This is a genomic window from Streptomyces sp. NPDC052036 (assembly GCF_040680495.1).
In the GTDB taxonomy this organism is placed as follows: Bacteria; Actinomycetota; Actinomycetes; order Streptomycetales; family Streptomycetaceae; genus Streptomyces.
In genome coordinates this window covers 255,204-273,774 of the sequence record NZ_JBFAWW010000001.1, presented here as the reverse complement: position 1 = coordinate 273,774, position 18,571 = coordinate 255,204, and the positions used below count along the sequence as shown (strand labels likewise).

General features: G+C 71.3%; 21 protein-coding genes and 3 pseudogenes. 8 read left to right on the top strand and 16 right to left on the bottom strand.

The window, feature by feature from the left end:
• Nucleotides 1-104: 104 nt before the first annotated feature.
• Nucleotides 105-1,841 carry a CoA transferase gene (locus AB0L95_RS01390; protein WP_365155067.1) on the top strand — a complete coding sequence of 579 codons (1,737 nt, stop codon included), beginning with the start codon at nt 105-107 and terminating at the stop codon, nt 1,839-1,841.
• A complete protein-coding gene (locus AB0L95_RS01385; RefSeq protein ID WP_365155064.1) occupies nt 1,838-3,505 on the top strand; it encodes a class I adenylate-forming enzyme family protein in 1,668 nt (555 codons plus the stop codon). Before AB0L95_RS01390 ends, AB0L95_RS01385 begins: the two co-directional genes overlap by 4 nt.
• Nucleotides 3,506-3,567: 62 nt before the next feature.
• Here AB0L95_RS01385 and AB0L95_RS01380 read toward each other — a convergent pair whose 3' ends face one another.
• The 6 genes from AB0L95_RS01380 to AB0L95_RS01355 all read right to left on the bottom strand — a co-directional run bounded on the left by AB0L95_RS01380 (nt 3,568) and on the right by AB0L95_RS01355 (nt 8,949).
• Nucleotides 3,568-4,389, bottom strand: a complete 822-nt coding sequence (locus tag AB0L95_RS01380) for a zinc ABC transporter substrate-binding protein (protein WP_365155061.1) — start codon at nt 4,387-4,389, stop codon at nt 3,568-3,570.
• A complete protein-coding gene (locus AB0L95_RS01375) occupies nt 4,338-5,216 on the bottom strand; it encodes a metal ABC transporter permease (protein ID WP_365155058.1) in 879 nt (292 codons plus the stop codon). The genes AB0L95_RS01380 and AB0L95_RS01375 overlap by 52 nt, the downstream gene beginning before the upstream one ends.
• A complete protein-coding gene (locus AB0L95_RS01370) occupies nt 5,213-5,848 on the bottom strand; it encodes an ABC transporter ATP-binding protein (protein WP_365155055.1) in 636 nt (211 codons plus the stop codon). The genes AB0L95_RS01375 and AB0L95_RS01370 overlap by 4 nt, the downstream gene beginning before the upstream one ends.
• Nucleotides 5,849-5,954: 106 nt before the next feature.
• The gene (locus AB0L95_RS01365) at nt 5,955-6,467 is read right to left on the bottom strand and encodes a copper chaperone PCu(A)C (protein WP_365155052.1); all 513 of its coding nucleotides are present in this window, start codon (nt 6,465-6,467) and stop codon (nt 5,955-5,957) included.
• A complete protein-coding gene (locus tag AB0L95_RS01360) occupies nt 6,464-8,716 on the bottom strand; it encodes a heavy metal translocating P-type ATPase (RefSeq protein WP_365155049.1) in 2,253 nt (750 codons plus the stop codon). The genes AB0L95_RS01365 and AB0L95_RS01360 overlap by 4 nt, the downstream gene beginning before the upstream one ends.
• Nucleotides 8,713-8,949, bottom strand: a complete 237-nt coding sequence (locus tag AB0L95_RS01355; protein ID WP_365156460.1) for a hypothetical protein — start codon at nt 8,947-8,949, stop codon at nt 8,713-8,715. Before AB0L95_RS01355 ends, AB0L95_RS01360 begins: the two co-directional genes overlap by 4 nt.
• 673 nt (nt 8,950-9,622) lie before the next feature.
• Here AB0L95_RS01355 and AB0L95_RS01350 point away from each other — a divergent pair.
• Nucleotides 9,623-9,838: a heavy-metal-associated domain-containing protein gene (locus tag AB0L95_RS01350; protein ID WP_365155046.1), complete on the top strand. Its 216-nt coding sequence runs from the start codon at nt 9,623-9,625 to the stop codon at nt 9,836-9,838.
• Between the two features lie 105 nt (nt 9,839-9,943).
• Here AB0L95_RS01350 and AB0L95_RS01345 read toward each other — a convergent pair.
• Nucleotides 9,944-10,336, bottom strand: a pseudogene (locus AB0L95_RS01345) (DUF1775 domain-containing protein); the annotation flags it as partial.
• Here AB0L95_RS01345 and AB0L95_RS01340 point away from each other — a divergent pair.
• Nucleotides 10,335-10,403, top strand: a pseudogene (locus AB0L95_RS01340) (hypothetical protein); the annotation flags it as partial. The pseudogenes AB0L95_RS01345 and AB0L95_RS01340 overlap by 2 nt on opposite strands.
• Here the strand turns inward: AB0L95_RS01340 and AB0L95_RS01335 are convergent.
• A complete protein-coding gene (locus tag AB0L95_RS01335) occupies nt 10,382-10,546 on the bottom strand; it encodes a hypothetical protein (RefSeq protein ID WP_365156539.1) in 165 nt (54 codons plus the stop codon). The pseudogene AB0L95_RS01340 and the gene AB0L95_RS01335 overlap by 22 nt on opposite strands.
• 97 nt (nt 10,547-10,643) lie before the next feature.
• On the opposite strand from AB0L95_RS01335, the pseudogene AB0L95_RS01330 reads away from it, so the two are divergent.
• Nucleotides 10,644-11,142: pseudogene (locus tag AB0L95_RS01330) on the top strand (GTP-binding protein); the annotation flags it as partial.
• A gap of 20 nt (nt 11,143-11,162) precedes the next feature.
• Nucleotides 11,163-11,405 (top strand): 30S ribosomal protein S18, encoded by a 243-nt coding sequence (rpsR, locus tag AB0L95_RS01325; RefSeq protein ID WP_365155043.1) that lies wholly within the window; start codon nt 11,163-11,165, stop codon nt 11,403-11,405.
• 86 nt (nt 11,406-11,491) lie between these two features.
• Here rpsR and infA read toward each other — a convergent pair whose 3' ends face one another.
• From infA to rpmF, 4 genes are all read right to left on the bottom strand, one after another.
• Nucleotides 11,492-11,716, bottom strand: coding sequence for a translation initiation factor IF-1 (gene infA / locus AB0L95_RS01320; protein ID WP_365155040.1), 225 nt, complete (start codon nt 11,714-11,716; stop codon nt 11,492-11,494).
• Nucleotides 11,717-11,788: 72 nt separating this feature from the next.
• Entirely contained in the window at nt 11,789-12,586 is a 798-nt protein-coding gene (locus AB0L95_RS01315) for a GNAT family N-acetyltransferase (RefSeq protein WP_365155037.1), read from the bottom strand.
• A 242-nt stretch (nt 12,587-12,828) separates the two neighbouring features.
• Nucleotides 12,829-14,010, bottom strand: a complete 1,182-nt coding sequence (locus AB0L95_RS01310) for a GTP-binding protein (RefSeq protein WP_365155035.1) — start codon at nt 14,008-14,010, stop codon at nt 12,829-12,831.
• A gap of 6 nt (nt 14,011-14,016) precedes the next feature.
• Nucleotides 14,017-14,187 (bottom strand): 50S ribosomal protein L32, encoded by a 171-nt coding sequence (gene rpmF, locus AB0L95_RS01305; RefSeq protein ID WP_365155032.1) that lies wholly within the window; start codon nt 14,185-14,187, stop codon nt 14,017-14,019.
• A 113-nt stretch (nt 14,188-14,300) separates the two neighbouring features.
• Between rpmF and AB0L95_RS01300 the strand changes: the two genes are divergently transcribed.
• Both AB0L95_RS01300 and AB0L95_RS01295 read left to right on the top strand, forming a co-directional pair.
• Complete coding sequence (locus AB0L95_RS01300) at nt 14,301-14,636, top strand: metalloregulator ArsR/SmtB family transcription factor (RefSeq protein ID WP_365155029.1); 336 nt, start codon at nt 14,301-14,303, stop codon at nt 14,634-14,636.
• 14 nt (nt 14,637-14,650) lie between these two features.
• Entirely contained in the window at nt 14,651-15,361 is a 711-nt protein-coding gene (locus AB0L95_RS01295; protein ID WP_365156457.1) for a cation transporter, read from the top strand.
• A gap of 32 nt (nt 15,362-15,393) precedes the next feature.
• Here the strand turns inward: AB0L95_RS01295 and AB0L95_RS01290 are convergent, their stop codons facing one another.
• From AB0L95_RS01290 to AB0L95_RS01275, 4 genes are read right to left on the bottom strand one after another with little or no spacing between them, the layout of a single operon-like run.
• Complete coding sequence (locus AB0L95_RS01290) at nt 15,394-15,852, bottom strand: Fur family transcriptional regulator (protein ID WP_365155027.1); 459 nt, start codon at nt 15,850-15,852, stop codon at nt 15,394-15,396.
• 13 nt (nt 15,853-15,865) lie between these two features.
• Complete coding sequence (locus AB0L95_RS01285; protein ID WP_365155024.1) at nt 15,866-16,735, bottom strand: metal ABC transporter permease; 870 nt, start codon at nt 16,733-16,735, stop codon at nt 15,866-15,868.
• Nucleotides 16,732-17,643: a metal ABC transporter permease gene (locus tag AB0L95_RS01280; protein WP_365155021.1), complete on the bottom strand. Its 912-nt coding sequence runs from the start codon at nt 17,641-17,643 to the stop codon at nt 16,732-16,734. The genes AB0L95_RS01285 and AB0L95_RS01280 overlap by 4 nt, the downstream gene beginning before the upstream one ends.
• On the bottom strand, nt 17,630-18,571 hold the full coding sequence (locus tag AB0L95_RS01275) for a metal ABC transporter ATP-binding protein (RefSeq protein WP_365155018.1): 942 nt from the start codon (nt 18,569-18,571) through the stop codon (nt 17,630-17,632). The genes AB0L95_RS01280 and AB0L95_RS01275 overlap by 14 nt, the downstream gene beginning before the upstream one ends.

The window sequence follows — 18,571 nt, the reverse complement described above, 5'->3', positions numbered from 1 at the left end:
CGTGATCCGCGGGAACCCCGGCCGCCGGCCGTCCGACTCCCTCTTCCGTGGAACAGGTCGGGGGCGACCGTCCCCGGGTTCCCGCGCGTCAGGAAAGGAGAGGCATGGCAACTCCAGCCACACCGGCCGTCGCGCGGACGGCCGGACCACTCGACGGCCTCCGTCTGGAGAGTTCCGGCCCGCCGGGCCCGGCGGACGGTCTCATCGCGGAGCATCTGAGACTGCTGGGCGCCGAGACCGACGGCGGCTGCGGCAGCCGGCTCACCGTCATCGGAGGCGACATCGGCGGTGTCACCGCCCGCAGCACGTGGGGAGAGACCGCGACCGACGAGGCCACCGTCCAGGCGGCGACCGGCATCATGGCCGTACACGGCCGCCGTGACGGCGCCCCGCGCGGTCTCGCCGTCGACTACGTCGCCACGGCCACCGGCGTGCTGGCCGTGCAGGGCCTGCTGGCCGGGCTGCTGGCGCGGGCGCGCGGCGGGAATGTCGCACAGGTCGAGGTCAGCGCGGAGCGGGCCGGGCTGCTGGTGGTCTCCCAGTACCTGGCCGCCGCCGGCGCCGAGGAGGGCGAGGCGGTCGAACTCCTTGCGGGCGGGCCGCCGTTCACGTCGGCCGACGGGATCGTCTTCGAGTTGGAGGCGCTGGATCCGGGGGTGTGGGCGTCGTTCTGGCGCACCCTGGAGGCCCCTGAGGAATCGATACGCCGGGGGTGGCGGCCCTTTCAGTTTCGGTATGCCACGGCCTGCGCGCCCTTCCCGCGGACGTTGCACGATGCGGTGCGGGCAAGCTCCTGGGAGCGGATCCGGTACGCCGCCGAGATGTCCGGCGCCGACGTGTGCCCGTTGCGGTCGCTCGCCGAGCGTGCGGCCGAGTACGACGGTGCGGCGCCCTGGGAGCTGAACTCTTACGACGAGGCGTACGTGCCCGGCAGATCCGCCGACGCCCTGCCCCTCACCGGATTCACCGTTCTGGAAGCCGGGCGCCGTATCCAGGCCCCGCTCGCCGCTCACCTCCTCGGCCTGCTGGGTGCGGAGGTGATCCGGATCGAGCCGCCGGGCGGTGACCCGTTGCGCGGGATGCCGCCCGCCTGCTCCGGGGTCTCGGCGCGCTGGCTGGCGTTGAACCGGGGCAAGAAGGCCGTCGAAGTGGACATCAAGTCCGCGGCCGACCGGGAGCGGCTGCGCGAGGTGGCCGCCGACGCGGATGTGTTCCTGCACAACTGGGCGCCGGGCACGGCCGCCCGTCTCGGCCTCGACCGCGAGCGCCTGGCCCTCGCCAACCCGGCGCTCGTCTACGCCTACACCAGCGGCTGGGCGGACCGGCTGCCCCAGGCCCCCATGGGCACCGACTTCATGGTGCAGGCCCGCACCGGGGTGGGCGAGGCCGTGCGACCCGCGGACGAGCCGCCCGCTCCGTCCCTGATGACGCTGCTCGACGTGCTCGGCGGCCTGCTCGGCGCCGAGGCGATCCTGGCGGGGCTGCTGCTGCGGGAGCGCACCGGACGGGGGGTGCGCGTCGACTCGTCACTCCTCGGCGCCGCCGACGTGCTCACCGCACCCCATCGGGCCCGGGCCGCGCAGGGACTCGACCCGCGCAAGCCGGCGGGGTTTCGCCGCCCGCTGCGCACCGCCGACGGCTGGATTGCCCCAGCCGATCTGTCTGCGGCCCCCTACGACATCGGAGAGCTGTCCACAGACCAGGCGCTGGAGCGGCTGCGTGACCGCGGCCTGGCCGCCGTCCCAGTCGTCACCGACCTCGCCGACCTGCTCTCCTGCGGCCCGATCAACCGCGACGCGTACGGCGCCCCCGCCGTGCCCGGCCCCTGGAGCTTCGCATGACCGTGGACCTGCACGACCTGCTGCCCGCCGAGCTGCGCCGCACCTGGGCCGTCGACGGCACCTGCCCGGACCTGGACCTCTACAGCCTCTACCGAGCCCACCAGGTCGCCGACTTGCACCGCATCGCGGTCATCGATGCCAAGGGCAAGCTCTGTTACACCGCCCTGGACCGCAAGGCGCGATGTCTGGCGGCCGGTCTGTCCGGGCTCGGCATACGCATCGGTGACGTGGTCGGCATACAACTCCCCAGTGGCCGGGGCGCCGTCATCGCCGACCTGGCGCTGGCCGCGCTGGGTGCCATCGCGCTGCCCTTCCCCGTCGGCCGCGGCACTCGCGAGGCGGCCTCCCTGCTGCGCCGGTCGGAGGCGGTCGCCGTGATCGCCGCCACCGAGCACCGCGGAAACCACCACGCCGCCGAGCTGCTCACGCTCGCCGACGAACTCCCTTCGCTACGCACGGTGATCGCCGCCGGGCCCGGAGCGCCTGAGGGGACAGTCGCGTTCTCCGCGCTGCTGCGCACCGACCCCACGTCCTTCAAGCCGGCCCGCCCCGACCCCGACTTGGCCGCCCGCATCCTGGTCTCGTCCGGATCCGAGGCCGAGCCGAAGATGGTGGCGTACTCGCACAACGCGCTGGCCGGCGGCCGCGGCAACTTCCTCGCCGCGCTCATGCCGGACGGTCAGCCGCCGCGCTGCCTCTTCCTCGTGCCGCTGGCCTCCGCCTTCGGTAGCAGCGGCACCGCCGTCACGCTCGCCCGGCACGGTGGAACGCTCGTCCTGCTGGATCACTTCATGCCCGAGGCCGCGCTGGATGCGCTCGCCGCGCACGAGCCCACCCATGTCCTGGGGGTGCCGACCATGATCCGGATGATGCTGGACCGGATCGCGGAGGGACACCATCCGGCGTTCACTCCCCCGACGGCGGTCATCGTCGGCGGATCACCACTCGATGAGGCCACGGCCGAGGAGGCCCGGCGCGTCTTCGGCTGCCCGGTCGTGAACCTCTACGGCTCGGCCGACGGCGTCAACTGCCACACCGGGCTGTCCGACCCTCCCCTGCGCGGTGAAAGACCGGGCATCCTCGCCGGCCATCCGGACCCGATCGTCGCCGACATACGCATCGCCGTCCCCGGCGCCCCCGAACTCCGGGAGGCGCAGCGCGGCTGTGTCGGTGAGATCGTCGCCCGCGGCCCGATGACCCCGCTGTGCTACGTCGCCGCCCCCGACCTCGACGCCCGCTACCGCACCGCCGACGGCTGGGTGCGCACCGGCGACCTCGGCCTCATCGACGAGGACGGGAACCTGCGGATCGTCGGGCGCTTGAAGGACGTCGTCATCCGCGGCGGGGCCAACATCAGTCCGGCCGAGGTGGAGATCGAGCTGGCGGTACATCCGCTCGTGCGGGACGTGGTGTGCGTCGGCGTGCCCGATCCGCTGATGGGCGAGCGGCTGGCCGCCTGCGTCGTGCCGCGGGGCGAGGCGGCGCCCACGTTGGAGGAACTGTGCGCGCACCTGGACGCGCACGGCCTGGAGCGGCGCAAGCACCCCGAACGTCTCCTGGTCGTACCGGAGTTGCCGCTCACTCCGGCGGGCAAGCCGGACCGGGCGCAGCTGCGTGAGCGGTGTTCGGCGCAGGCGCCGAGGTCCGTCGCGCAGGCTGTCTGACCCCCACGAGAGCGGGCCGCCCGGAGCCTCCGGGCGGCCTCGCACTCACGACGCACCCCAGGTCAGGAAGAGGTCATCGCCTTCTTGATCGTCTTCGCGGCGTTCTTGTAGACCGCCAGCAGATCCAGGTTCCTGCCCGGGTAGTTGACGATCTCCACCTGCCGCGCACCGGAGTCCGGCAGCACCGTGCCTGTCGTCATGTGGATGTTGTCCAGGACGAACGCGGGCTTCTTCGTCTCCAGATCGGCCAGCTGCTTGGCGGTCACGGCATGCGGACCGTAGGTGCCGCGCAGGTCCGCGCCCGCCATCTTCGCCGACCAGGCGGAGAAGAGCTGCGCGACGACGGCCGGCGCCTTGCCGCCCGGCCACGCGGCCTTCAGCTCCTTCTGCAGCGCGCTGTATTCGCTCTTCAAGGAGGTGTTCCATTTCGCGGCGGCATCCTGGGTGCCGAACAGCTTGCCCAGGCGCGTGACGTCTGCACTCGTGGTGGCGACGTCGTTGTCGAGGTTCATCTCGACCATCTTCGCGCTCGACCCGGCAGCCTCCTTGATCTTCTTGGCGTACGGCTCGAAGGACGCGTACAGCACGAAGTCGGCCCCCGCTACCGCCGCGAGGTCGGAGGGCTTGGGGTCGTAGTCCGGGGCGTGCTGCACGGACGACGGGACGATGACCTTCACGTCCTTGGCACCGGCGGCCTTGGCGAGGGCGCCCTCCCAGGTGGTGGTGGCCACGACGACAGGGCCGCCGCCGTTCTGGTTCGAGGTCTTGTCGCTGCTGTCGGCCTTGTCGGAGCCGCAGGCGGTGGCCGTCAGCGCCAGCGCGGTGCTCAGGCTCAGTGCGACGAGGGAAGGGACACGGACGGTGCGGACGCGGGTGCGCGCCATGAGCGGATTCTCCGTTCGGGGATGAGGTGCACGGCCAGGACCAGGACCCCGGCCGTCAGGACGAGCACGGGCCCGGGCGGCCAGTCGAGCTTCAGCGCGACGAGGAACCCGGTGAGGTTCACTGCGACGCCGATGCCGACCGCCCAGGCGGTGATGGATTTCAGGGACGTGCCCAGTCGGCGGGCGGCGAGCGCGGGCAGGAGGGTCAGCGCGTCGACGAGCAGCGCGCCGGTCAGCTTGAGGGCGCCGGCGACGGACACCGCGACGAGCACGAGCAGCAGGAGGGTGAGCCGGTCGACGGGCACCCCGGAGGAGAGGGCGAGTTCACGGTCGTAGAGCAGGAGCGCGAGGTCGCGGCGGCGCCACCAGAACAGGGCCGGTACGACGACGGCGAGCACGCCCAGCAGCCACAGGTCGGGCGTGCCCACCGACAGGATCGAGCCCCACAGGAGCGCGAACGCGCCTTGCGCGTTGACCCCGGACACGGCCAGGACGAGCAGCGCGGCGGCGATCGCCAGGCTCATCAGCAGGCCCATGGCGCCCGACAGGCCGTCCGGGGTGCGGGCGAGCGGCGCGACCCCTGCCCCGGCGAGGGCGCAGGCAAGAAGCGCGCACAGCATGGGGTCGAGCCCGGTCAGCAGTCCGACCGCGATGCCCAGGAGCGCGACGTGCATCATCGCGAACCGCACCGGCATGATGTCGAGCCCGACGATCACGACACCGATCACCGGAAGGCCGACGGCCGCCAAGAGCAGGGCGGCTCCGGCCCGTTGGACGGGTATGAGCTGCAGGAGCGTTCCGAGGTCGGCGGCGGCAAGGTTGTTCACCGGACCTCCCTGAGCCGGCCGGCGGCCATCTCCAGCACGCGGTTGCAGCGGTCGGCCAGCGCCCGGTCGTGCGTGACGACCACGACGGTCACCGGCAGCGACAGCAGGACGTCGGCCGCCTCCTCCTGCCCGGCGAAGTCGAGCGCGGCGGTGGGCTCGTCAGCCAGCAGCACCCCCGCCCCGGCCGCGACACAGCCGGCCGCGCGGGCCAGATACATGCGCTGCAGCTGGCCACCCGACAGCGTGTGCAGCGGTCGGCGGCTCAACGACCCGACACCCAGCTTCTCCGCCGCCTGCACCGCTTCGGCCGGTGCCCCACTGCTCGCCAACAACTCACTGCCCAGCAGTGGAAATCTGCCGACTGCGGGTTTCTGCGGGACCCAGGCGCACGCCCGGCGCCGCCACGCCCACTCGGCCGCGGTGCCGGTGCCCCGGCCGCCGACCAGGATCTCCCCGTCGGCCTGGCGGTGCAGGCCCAGCACGGCACGTAGCAGCGTGGTCTTGCCCGACCCGTTGGTCCCGGTCAGCGCCACCCGCTCGCCCGCCTCGATGTCGAGATCCACCTCGCGCACGGCCTCTACGCGACCGTGCCGGCAAGCGACCTGGCGCATCCGCACATCCAGCCCGTCCATCCCACCTCCTGTCCGTTCTGCGAGAGGAGTCGGACGGGCAGGGCGATGAGTTCCCGGTGATTCTCGGCGAAGGGACGAGTGCGCGAAGTCTCCGCTGCTTCCGGTCTCAGCCCGTGCCGGGGCGTACCACCACCGCCATGGTCTTGATCCGCCCGCTGTGCCGGAAGTGCAGCACGAACGGGACGAGGTCCCCCGCGCGCCACTTACCGCGCACCGTCACCATCAAGTCCAGGCCCCGCGGTGACATCGCCAGCGTGCCGCCCGCCGGGACGACGGCGGAGTCGACGGGGCGCATGTATCCGGCGTTGCCGGGTGTCGTCGTGTTGCGGCCGAGCATCGCCCGGTCCACGGCGGTCGAGGTCACACCCGTCAATTCGTCCTCTGTGCCACCCGAGTTGGAGATTCGGAAGAAGGCGGCTGATTCCTGGCTGTCCCCGTACGGGAGGAACGCCCGCCCGGACGTGACGTCGATACGCGCCGGACTGCCTGCCGCCCCGGAGGCGGTCCAGGCGGCGAGACCGCCGAGCGTCAGCACACACGCCGCCACGGGGGCGAGCGCGGCGAGGAACGCCTCGGCGAGCCGACGCCGAGAGGGCCGCCACACCGCGAGTTCGGTCACCGCGCACCACCCGTCCGCCTCGGCTGCCAGGTGCGCAGCCGCAGGCTGTTGCCGACGACCAGCAGGGAGCTGGCCGACATAGTGGCGGCCGCGAGCATGGGGTTGAGCAGGCCCACGGCGGCGAGCGGCACGGTGACGGCGTTGTAGCCGAACGCCCACAGGAGGTTGGTCCGGATCGTGCCGAGGGTCCGGCGGGCGAGGCGGACCGCGTCCGCGACGGCCTCGATGTCCCCACGTACGAGGGTCACGTCGGCGGCTCCGATGGCCACGTCCGTGCCGCTGCCCATGGCGATCCCGAGATCGGCACCGGCCAGCGCGGCGGCGTCGTTCACGCCGTCGCCGATCACCGCGACCCGGCAGCCCTGTGCCCTCAGCCCCCGTACGAGCTCCGCCTTGTCCTCCGGGGTACACCGCGCCCGTACGTCATCGATCCCCAGCTCGGCGGCGACGGCGCGAGCGGTGTGCTCGCGGTCGCCCGTGGCCAGCACCGGCCGCACCCCCAGGCGCCGAAGCCGGTCCACGGCACGGTAACTGCCCGGTCGTACGAGGTCCCCGACCGCTATCAGTGCCTCGGGCCGACCGTCCACCAGCACCTGGACCGGAGTGTGCCGGGCCGTCTCGCACGCGTCCAAGGCACGGGCCAACAGCTCAGGGAGCTCGCTGTCGGGCGAGCGGACTTCCACCAGCCGGCCCTCGACCCGGCCGCGCACGCCCAGCCCGGGCAGTGCCCGGAAGTCGGCGACCTCGGGCAGCGGCCGTCCGGAGTAGGCGACGATCGCCCGGCCCAGCGGATGCTCGGAGCCCTGCTCGACGGCACCCGCGAGACGCACGACCGCCTCCTTGCCGATCCCGCCCGGAACCTCCGTGACCCGCGTGACACTCATGTGCCCTGTGGTAAGGGTGCCGGTCTTGTCCAGGACGACGGTATCGATGTGCCGCAGAGCCTCCAGCGCCTGCGGACCGCTGACCAGCACACCGAGCCGGGCGCCGCGGCCGGTGGCGGCCATCAGCGCCGTGGGAGTGGCGAGCCCCAGCGCGCAGGGGCAGGCGACGACCAGGACCGCCACGCACGCGGTGACGGCCGCCTGCGGATCGGCTCCCGCACCGAGCCAGAAGCCGAGCACCGTGACAGCGATCGACAGCACCACTGGCACGAACACTCCCGCCACCGCGTCAGCCAGACGCTGGGCACGCGCCTTGCCCGCCTGGGCCTCGGTCACCAGCTGGGTGATCCGTGCCAGCTGGGTGTCGGCACCGACTGCCGTGGCACGCACCAGCAGCAGCCCGCCCGCATTGACGGCACCGCCGACGACCGCCGAGCCGGGCTGGACCTCGACCGGTTCGCTCTCGCCCGTGACCAGCGAGACATCCACCGCGGAACTGCCTTCCACCACCTCGCCGTCGGTGGCCACCCGCTCTCCCGGCCGGACGACGAAGGTCTGCCCGACCAGCAACTCACCTATGGGAATGCGTCGTTCGCGCCCGTGTTCCCGCACGGCGACGTCCTTCGCTCCCAGCTCGGCGAGCGACCGCAGCACCTGCCCGGTGCCATGCCGGGCTCGCGCTTCCAGGAACCTCCCGGTCAGCACGAACAGCGGTACGGCGACGACGGCTTCCAGATAGATGTGCGCGCTGCCGTAGCCGGCTTCGGCGGACGGCAGCAGGCTGAAGGACATCCGCATGCCGGGCTCGCCCGCGCCACCGAGGAAGAGCGCATAGGCAGACCAGCCGAAGGCCGCCATCACACCCAGCGACACCAGCGTGTCCATGGTCGCCGCCGCATGCCGCAGCCCTCGCACCGCCCGCACGTGGAACGGCCACGCACCCCACACCGCAACCGGCGCGGCCAGTACGAAACACAGCCACTGCCAGTTCCGGAACTGCAGGGTCGGCACCATCGACAGCACGAGTACGGGCAGCGAGAGCAGCGCGGTGACGACAAGTCGGTCCCGGCCCTCGAACGCGGCTGTCTGCTCCGGTCCTTCGGGCTGGGATTCGGGTTCGGACCTGGGCGGGGCGGGCAGTTCAGCCGTGTACCCGGCGCGCTCTACTGCCGCGACGAGCTCGACCGGGGTGACGTCCGGCGGATGGTTCACCCGGGCACGCCCCGTGGCCAGGTTGACCGTCGCACTCACGCCGTCCAGCTTGGCCAGCCGCTTCTCCACCCGCCGTACGCAGGCCGCGCAGGTCATGCCGCCGACGATCAGATCGGTGGTCGTCAGGGCGGCCGCTGCCTCCGGGGCCGTCATCCGTGCATCCCGCTCATGCCACCACTGTCGCTGTGCGGCACGGTGTCTCCACCGCCGGAACCGGTGCGGGTGCCGTGCATGCCGGGCGCGACCGGTCCATAGGCGGCGCCGACGCCGTACGACACCGTGAACATCAGCGCCAGCAGCAGGAGGAAGCCACACAAGGCGGGCGGCGGCACCCGTTTCCTCAGCACCGCACTCTCGCCGGCAGGGAGCTGACGGGACTCATCGATCACAAGGTCTCCTGGTCGCGTCGTAGGCCGCCACTCGGTCCGAGCCGTACCGGTTCAGGAGTCGGAGCCACAGGGGCTGGAGTTCCGAAACTTACATATGAGCTGAGTCACATAGGTGCTCGATCTGTGCGGTCCCGCGCTGCAGTGGGAAAGTCAGTGAGCCGAACGCCTCGCGTGCGGCCCGTTCCGGCTGCGACGACGCGGCGGCATACCCGACACCGCCAGCTCGACCAGCACGTACGGCAACCCACTCAACGCCGGCCCGGCAGCGCAGCCGACCAGAGCACCGAGAGCGTCACCGGCGACGAGCCGAGCCAACCGTACCCAACGACGACGACGGCCAAGGTGGCTGCGGTCAGCGGCCAGGCTCCACCCGTGACCCGTATTCGGGTGTGCCGAGCCTTCCCTGCCTCCCATTCCCACGGCCATGTCGCATCGGCCCGGTCCCGGGACTCGCGCCGAAGATCCGCCGTCCGGCTGGCCTCCTCGTCAGTGATCCGCACCGAAGCGCGACGCGGTCCAAGCACATTCCCCGGAGGCCCTCTCCCCTCGTGCCCGGCATTGGAGCCGGCGTCCGCCCAGCCGACCTCTGAGGTGACGGCATCGGCCTGAACACCCGCACCCGCGGATCCGTACGCCGCCCAAAGCCCTTACGGCATTCAGGAGTTCTCCCATGCCCCAGAAGCAGTACAACGTCACTGGCATGAGCTGCGAGCACTGCGCGGCAAGCGTCAGGGAAGAGGTTTCCGAGGTACCCGGGGTGAGCGACGTCGTGGTCGACGTCGCCACGAACTCCGTCACCGTGCACGGCACGGAACTCGACGACGGGCGGCTGCGCGCGGCGATCGTCGAGGCGGGGTACGGCGTCACCGACCCGGTCCACGTCTGACCCGACGGCGGAGCGGGCCATACGTGACGACTCTCATCCCTCGTGCGTCACATCGAAAGACGGGTGCCCTGCCGACGGGTCTCCGCCGGCAGGGCAGGCGCCGTCTTACCCGGCCCGGGATCCGGCGGTGCGGCCGCGCAGAACGGCGAACACCGCCGTGGCCAGCCCCAGCACGCCGACGACCAGTCCGGCGACACCCAGACCGCGAGCGGTCGAGTCACTGGCCGACGCGGTCGACTTCGAGCTGTCGGAGGTCTTCGGGCTCGCCGACGAGGCGGTCGCGCTGCCGCCGTCCTCTGCCGCCTTGGCGGTGAGCTTGAGCACGGGTGCCGGGTTCTCCGGCTCCTGACCGCCCTGAGCCTCCTCGATCCACCGCACGACCTTGCCGTCGGAGTACGTCTGGAGGGTCTTGAAGGTGAGCTGGTCGGTGTCGTCGGGCAGCTGACCGAAGGCGACGTTGAAGTCCTCGTAGTGGCCGGGGTCGATCTTGCCGCCGGTGTTCTTGCGGCGCCTGATCTCGGGTACGGCGTCCACCGTGGCTACCTACCAGGTCACGGTGACCGCGAAGGACTCCACCGGTGCCTCCGGCTCGACCTCCTTCACCTGGACCGTCGGCTCCGGCGAGGGCGGCTGCTCCTCCGCCCAGCTGCTTGCCAACCCGGGCTTCGAGTCCGGCAACACCGGCTGGACCGCGACCAGCGGTGTCATCACCAACGACTCTGGTGAGGCGGCGCGCCCGCGGAAGCCGTCCGCGTGCGGGGGTGGGCCATACCCACCCGCTCGTTGCAGAACGCCACGAGCCGGTGCCGCCGCCCGTGTGCATCCCGCGTGCGCGCTGCTGCCGCAGTCGTGCGACGAGCACGGGGTAAGCACCTTCGTCTGGCGGCGCGAACGGCCCTTCCATCCGCAGCGCCTGTACGCGGCGCTGGAGGACCTCACCTGCGCCGCCGCACGCAGCCGGGGGCGGTTCTGGCTGGCGGACCGCCCCGACACACTGCTGTCCTGGGACGCCGCAGGCGGCGCGCTGTGCGTGGAGTCGGCCGGGCCCTGGCTGGCGGCTCTGCCCGACGCCGCCTGGGAGATGGTGCCCCGCCGAGCGCCGCCTCGCAGCCTCCGTGGACTGGCACCCGGCACACGGCGACCGCTGCCAGTACCTCACCTTCACCTCGCCCGGCCTGGACCGCGACGGCCTGTCGGCCCTGCTCGACTCATGCCTGCTCACCGACAACGAGTACGCGGCGGGCAGGGACCGCTGGAAGCAATTCCCGCACGCCTTTGACGGCTTGCTCGACCCCGTGACCTGAAAGAGAGGACCGACCTCCTCATGACCCGACGCACAAGCATCCGGCGTCGGACTGCCAAGCGTCAGCGCACCAACCCGCTGGACGCCGCCGGAATCACCTACATCGACTACAAGGACACCGACTTGCTGCGGAAGTTCATCTCCGACCGCGGAAAGATCCGCAGCTGCCGGGTGGCCCACGTGACGCGTCAGCAGCAGCGGCAGATAGCGCAGGCCATCAAGAACGCACGCGAGATGGCGCTCCTGCCCTACGGCTCCCGATAGGGCGATGGCCATGTGCGGGAGGCAGCAGAACCACCGCGGCTTCTGATTGTCCTGCCGGGTGGTCTCGGAGGCGCCGGCTCCTTCCGTTACGCCCTGTACCGGTAGCGGATCCGGCCGCGGGCGAGGTCATAGGGGCTGAGTTCCACGAGCACTCGGTCGTACGGGAGGATCTTGATGCGGTTCTTCCGGATCTTCCCGCTGATGTGGGCGAGCACCGTGTGCCCGTTCTGGAGCTCCACCTTGAAGGTGGCATTGCGCAGGCACTCGACGACGGTGCCTTCGGCTTCTACGCCCCCTGCTGCCTTTGCCATGGTCTCTCACTTCTCCCGTTCTGCGACGGCGAATTCGGTAGGAAACGTCGCTCGGTGCGATGCGGCGGCGCGTCAGTGGCGGACGAGTTCCAGGGTGCTGGCCGCGCGCCGGGCACCGATGCTCTCGAACAGGGCGGTGGCCGCCGCGTTGGACTCGTTCACCTCGGCCCATGCCGAAGCGGTCCCGGAGTGGTGCAGCGACCCCAGGGCGTGGGCCAGTAGCGCCCGGGCGATGCCGCGTTGGTGCCTGTCGGTCCGGACGGCGATCAGCCCGATCCGTGGCTGCCGGGTCAGGGGGGCCACCCTGACCAGTCCCACGTACTGGTCCAAGTGCCTGGCCACCGCGTATGTCGACGGGTCGAGCACAGTGGTCCCCGCAGGGCGGGGCAACACCTCGGCCGGCATCGTCTGCCATCCGACGGTGGCCTCGACCTCGTCGCGGATCAGGCGGTCCAGGGTGCGCAGCGGGCCCTCCTCCGCCTCACCGGCGGGCACGATCGTCACGCCGCACGGAGGCCGGACCGAGCTGAGCCTGGTGACCTGCGGATCGGTGGGCACGAGATAGCCCCACTCGCGGCATGCGGTGGCGAAGCCGGCCCGCTCCCAGGCGGACCTCGAGTCGTGGTCGGCCTCGTCGACGACGGTGTACAGCGGTGTCGGCAGGTCCGCCAGCATCGCGTCGGCAACGCGGTCGAAGACCGCGCTGTGCCACACGTCGATGCTAACGAAGAGCCGCCCGTCGGGCCGACGCCAAGCGACACCGCGGCCGACCGTCAGGTCATCCTCCACAGCGTGCCACTGTGTTTCCGAGACCCGCGTGACCACAACCGGATGGTTGTCCGTGCCCGCAGCGGAATGCACAAAGTTCATAGGTGATGCCTCTCAGGAGTGCCTTGTTGGAGGCGCTCCCGGCGACACCTACGTCAATCGCCCACCGTGACGACATGGGAGAGCACCCACATGGATACGGCCTTCATGGGTCTCACCTCCTCGCGTTCTCTCACGGCTGCCCAGACGCTATCAGCGGGGGCCGGTCAGCCCAACGCATTTATCCGGAGCTCCTGGTGTCCATACCGGCGCCGTGGCTGTGTCCGCCGCCCGGCCCGGGGTCCTCAGGGGCTCGCGACGAGTTCGGGATGCTCATCCTCGCAGGTGTCGTCGATGCCGTAGGTGTCCCAGGTGGGGAACGGGTCCGTGGGTGGCAGGCTCTCACCGTCGGCCATGAGGCAGTCGGTCAGTGCCGCGCGCAGCGCATCCGCGTGCAGGTGCGTGCCGATGAAGACCAGTTCCTGGCACTCGGGGCTCTCGGTGTCGCGTGCGGCGGACGGCTCGAAGCGTGCGACGGAGCCGGCCTGTGACCACAGGCCCGTCACGTGCGGGCGGCTGGAGAGGGTGAAGAAGCCCTTGGAACGCAGGATCTGTCCGTACGCGCCGCTGTCGAGTTCCTCCGTCACGAACGTCCACAACCGGGCTGGATTGAAGGGTAGTTCGGAGCGGAAGACGGTGGAGGAGATGCCGTACTCCTCCGTCTCGGGTACGTGGTCGCCGTTGAGTTCCCTCACCCAGCCGGGGGCCTGTTGGGCGCGTTCCAGGTCGAACAGCCGGGTGCCCAGCACGTCGCCCACCTTCACGCGGCCGTGGACGGCCGGGACGAGGCGTGCGGCGGGGTTGAGGCGGGTGAGTGTCGCCCGCAGCCGGTCGGCCGGCGCCTTGTCCACGAGGTCGAGCTTGTTCAGGACGATGACGTCGGCGAACTCGATCTGGTCCATCAGCAGGTCGCTGACGGTGCGTTCGTCGTCCTCGTACTGGTCCAGGCCGCGCTCGACGAGTTCGTCGCCGCTTGCCAGCTCGGGCAGGAAGTTCGCGGCGTCCACGACCGTGACCATGGTGTCCAGGCGGGCGAGGTCGCCGAGGGTGGCGCCGTCGTCGCGGGCGAAGGCGAAGGTCGCGGCGACCGGCATGGGTTCGGAGATGCCGGACGACTCGATGAGCAGGTAGTCGAAGCGGCCCTCGCGGGCCAGCCGGTCGACCTCCTGAAGCAGGTCGTCGCGCAGGGTGCAGCAGATGCAGCCGTTGGTCATCTCGACCAGTCGTTCCTCGGTGCGCGACAGGGCCGCCTCGCCGCCGCGCACCAGGGCGGCGTCGATGCTGACCTCGCTCATGTCGTTGACGATCACCGCGACACGCAGTCCCTCGCGGTTGCCGAGGACGTGGTTGAGGAGGGTGGTCTTGCCCGCGCCGAGGAAGCCGGACAAGACGGTGACGGGCAGTCGGCCGGAGGGATCGGACGGCATCAACGCTCAGCCCTCGGGGCGCAGCAGACCGCGCTCGTACGCCCTCACCAGCCGCTGCGGTACCAGGTATGACATTCCGTCGACGGTTACCGGTACGAGCGCCGGCGTGGTCGCCTTCCACTGGGCGCGGCGGTGGCGGGTGTTGCTGCGGGACATCTTCCGCTTGGGAACGGCCATGGGAGTCCTCCTCGTTGGAATGGCGAGCACAGGCTACATGAAAATGAACACCATTACGAAGTGGTTATAGTTCATGATTCCCTGAATTCAGGAATCTATGTACCGTTGACCGTATGCTGACTGTTGCCTGCGACATCGAGGTCCTGGTCCGGTTCGGCCGGGCGCTCGCCGATCCGATCCGCTGCCGCATCCTGCTCGCCCTGCGCGAAGCACCCGCCTACCCCGCCGACCTCGCCGACGCGCTGGACATCTCCCGCACCAGGCTGTCCAACCACCTGGCCTGCCTGCGCGACTGCGGCCTGGTCGTCACCGTCCCCGACGGCCGCCGCACCCGCTACGAACTCGCCGATGAACGCCTCGGCCACGCGCTCAACGACCTGCGCACCGCCGTGGTCGCCGTCGAGGGCGACCGGACGTGCGCCGACGCCGACGCCGAAGGGTGCTGCTGACCGTGAGCGCAGAGATGTCCCTGTCCCTCGGCCCCGACCCGGCCAGGCGCGGTGTGCTTGCCCGGCGGATACGGCTGCTGGTCGCCGCGACCATCACCTACAACGCCGTCGAGGCGGCCGTCGCCCTCACGACCGGGACCCTGGCTTCGTCCACCGCGCTGATCGGTTTCGGTCTCGACTCCGTCATCGAGGTTTCCTCCGCCGCCACCGTCGCCTGGCAGTTCTCCGCCCGTGAGCACGCGGTGCGCGAGGCCCGCGAGAAGACCGCGTTGCGGATCATCGCGCTGTCGTTCTTGGCGCTCGCCGCCTATGTCACCGTCGATGCCGTACGGGCCCTGACTGGCACAGGTGAGGCCACGCGCTCCCTGGCCGGGATCGTGCTGGCTGCCCTCTCGCTCGTGGTCATGCCGGTCCTGTCGGCGGCCCAGCGCCGCGCCGGACGGGAACTCGGCTCCGCATCGGCCGTGGCCGACTCCAAGCAGACCCTGCTGTGCACCTATTTGTCGGCGGTCCTGCTGGTGGGCCTCCTCGTCAACGCCGTGTTCGGCTGGTCGTGGGCCGATCCGCTCGCAGCCCTGGTCATCGCCGCGGTCGCGGCGAAGGAGGGGCGCGACGCGTGGCGGGGGCAGGGATGCTGCGCAACGCCGACGGCCGTCGCGCCGGGCGCCGGCCAAAGCGAGGCGGATGCATGCGGCTGTCCTCCGGGGTGCGACTGCTGCCCTTGACGGAGACTCCGGGAAAAGGAGGGTGCCGGCATTCACCGGCGCTCGTCCGCAGCCCGCCGTCGGCCGCAGTCCGGGCACACCCCGGACAACTCCACCGTGTGCCGGACGTTCGCGAACCCGGAGGTCTGCGCGATGGTGTCCGCCCATTCCTCCACCGGGCCGGAGTCGACAGGCCGGCTCAGGCCGCAGTCGGTGCAGATGAGGTAGTGGCGGTGTTCGGGTCCTGGGCGGTAGCGGAAGAGGCGTTCGCCGCTGGTGTCGCGCACCATGTCGGCCCGGCCGACGGAGGCCAGGGCGGTCAGCGTGCGGTAGACCGTGGAGAGGCCGACCGGTGAGCCGGCGGCGGCGAGCCGGTTGTGGAGGGCCTGGGCGCCGACGAAGCCGTCGGCCCGGATGAGCGCCTCGACCACGACGGTGCGTTGCTGGGTGAGGCGGCCGATCAGCGTGACGTCGTGCGACGGGGTGGGGGTCCACTGGCGGTCGGGTGCCATCGGGTGCCTTCGCTCACGTGCCGGTGGGGACGGCGGTTGGCGTACGAGGATCGGAGGCGGGCCGTCGTATCAGGAACGTCGCGGCGTAGACAGCTGTGGCGGCGGCCATGATGGCGAAGCTCGGCGGCATCTTCGGCACCGAGTACGAGGCGAACAGCCCCGCCCACATCTCCAGCACCGCCAGGCCGGCGGAGAGAGCGAGCGCACGGTAGGGGCGGTCGGTGAGCCGGATCGCGGCACCGGCGGGGGCGGCGAGCAGGCCGAGCAGGAGGAGGGAGCCAACGGCCTGGGCGGCCTCGCCGGCGCTGATCCCGGCCAGGGCGAGGAAGCCGTACCCGAGCAGCCGTACCGGTACGCCGTGGGCGGCGGCCACGGCCTCGTCGAGCGTGGCGAACAGCAGCGGCCGGGCGATGAGGGCCACCAGCAGACCGACCGCGGCGGCCACCAGGGCGGCGACGACTGCGCTGCCGGCGGAGATGCCGAAGACGGAGCCGAACAGGACGCTGACGCCGGCGGTGCCGTTCGTGGTGCTGCGCGAGGTGGTGTAGAGGGTGATGAAGAAGGCGCCCAGGCCCAGGATCCAGGAGAAGACGCTCCCGATGACCACGTCGTCGGGCCGGGCCTTGCGGCCGAGGGTGCCGAAGAGCAGCGCCATGGCGATGGTGGCGGCGAACAGCCCGAGGCGAAGGTCGGCACCGAAGGCGAGAGCCGCCATCGCACCGGTGAAGGCGACATGGCTGAGCGCGTCGCCGGTGAAGACCTGGGCCCGCAGGACCAGGAAGTAGCCGACCAGTCCGCAGGCCGCGGCGATGGCAGTACCGGCGAGGAAGGCGTGCAGGAAGAACGGGTGGGACAACGGGGAGGCGGCGAGCAGGACGGTCATGCGACCACTTCCTTGGCAGTGGGCGCGGCGCCGGCCCGGGTGCGAGCGAGTGCCTCGCGCAGTGAGCGCCGGGCCAGGGCGAGCAGGTAGCCGGCGAAGGCGATGGTCGTCACGAAGAAGCCCAGGGGGTAGGGCGAGTAGTAGGCGGCGGTCAGCCCCAGCCAGGTCGCGGCGAAGGCCAGCAGGACGGCCAGGGCCAGGCTCAACGCCGGGCGGGCGGTGAGGACTTGCGCGGTGGCGGCCGGGATCACCATGAGGGCGAAGACCAGGAGGGTCCCGGTGATCTGGCTCGCCTCGGCGGTGGCCGCACCGAGCAGGACGAGGAAGACCACCGACAGGGCGCGCACCGGCACCCCGCGCCCGTCGGCGACCTGTGGGTCGACGGATGCGAACAGCAGTGGCCGGCCGATCAGCGCCAGCACCGCGAGCACCACCGCACCGACCACCGTCAGCACGGTCACCTGGGAGGAGGTGATCCCCAGGAAGGTGCCGAAGAGGATGGTCTGCGGCCCCTCCAGCAGCCCTCTGTACAGGGCGGTGAACAGGAACCCGGACGCGAGCAGGAACGCCTGCACGGTCCCGGTCAGCGCCGACTCCTCGTGCTCACCACCGCCCCGCAGGGCCGCGATGACCAGTGCAGAGGCCACGCACAGGGCGAAGTAGCCGTAGACCGCGCTGAACCCGAGCAGGAGCGCCCCGGCGGCGCCGGGGAAGGCGACGGCGGAGACGGTGTGCGCGGCGAACGTCTGCCGCCGCAGCACCACGAACCACCCCACGACCGCGGAGACCACGGCCACGACCGCGCCCGCGCGGAACGCGTTGACCATGAAGGGGTAGGACCACATGTCCTGGAAGTCGGTCAGGAGGTTCCACGACCAGGTTGGTGCCCCTGTCTCAGCCAGCAGCATGACCGCTCCCCGGGGTGTCGTGCCGGTCGGTGTGCACGGCCGGTGCCTCCGGCTGGCCCACCACGACCAGCCGCCCGTCCGAGGTCCGCAGGACCTCGACCGGTGTGCCGTACAGCCGGGTCAGTGTCTCGGAGGTGATGACCTCAGTCGGTGTGCCGGTGGCGGCTCCGCCCTCGGCCAGGTACACCACCCGGTTCAGGTGGTGCAGTATCGGGTTCACGTCATGGGCGACCATGACCACCGAGACGCTCTCGTGATGGCAGATGCGCCCGATCAGCGTCGCGACGGTGCTCTGGTTGGGCAGGTCGAGGCTGTCCAACGGCTCGTCGAGCAGGAGCAGTTCGGGCCTTCGGGCCAGTGCCTGGGCGATCAGCAGCCGCTGCTGCTCGCCGCCGGAACACTGCCCGATGGGCCGGTGTGCGTACGCCGACGCCCCGACCAGCTCGATCACCTCGTCCACCCGCGCACGGGCGGCCCGCCGACGCTCGCTCGGGAACGGCAGGGGCACCCCCCATCGGTCGCCGTCCAGGCCCATGCGCACCACATCGACACCGCGGATGCGTAGATTGGCGTCGAAGCTGCGCCGCTGCGGCAGGTAGCCGATGCGGTCATTGGCCTGCCCGGGCCGGGCGCCGAGCACCCGGACCTCGCCGGCCGCCGCGGGCAGGGCACCCAGCAGGACCTTGATCATGGTGGACTTGCCGACGCCGTTGGGGCCGAGCACGGCGGTGAACTCGCCAACCCCGATGCGAAGGTCCACGCCCGACCACAGCGTCCGGCCGCCGACCCGCACGGCGGCCCCGCGCAGGGCGACCACCGGATCGCTTCCTGCTCCTGTGGCCGTGTCGTGACCCCCGCTTCGGCGGCCGGGGACGGCGTGGCCGCTGGTGTGTGTGACGGCTTCGCGGGCCTTCGCTATCGGGTTCAT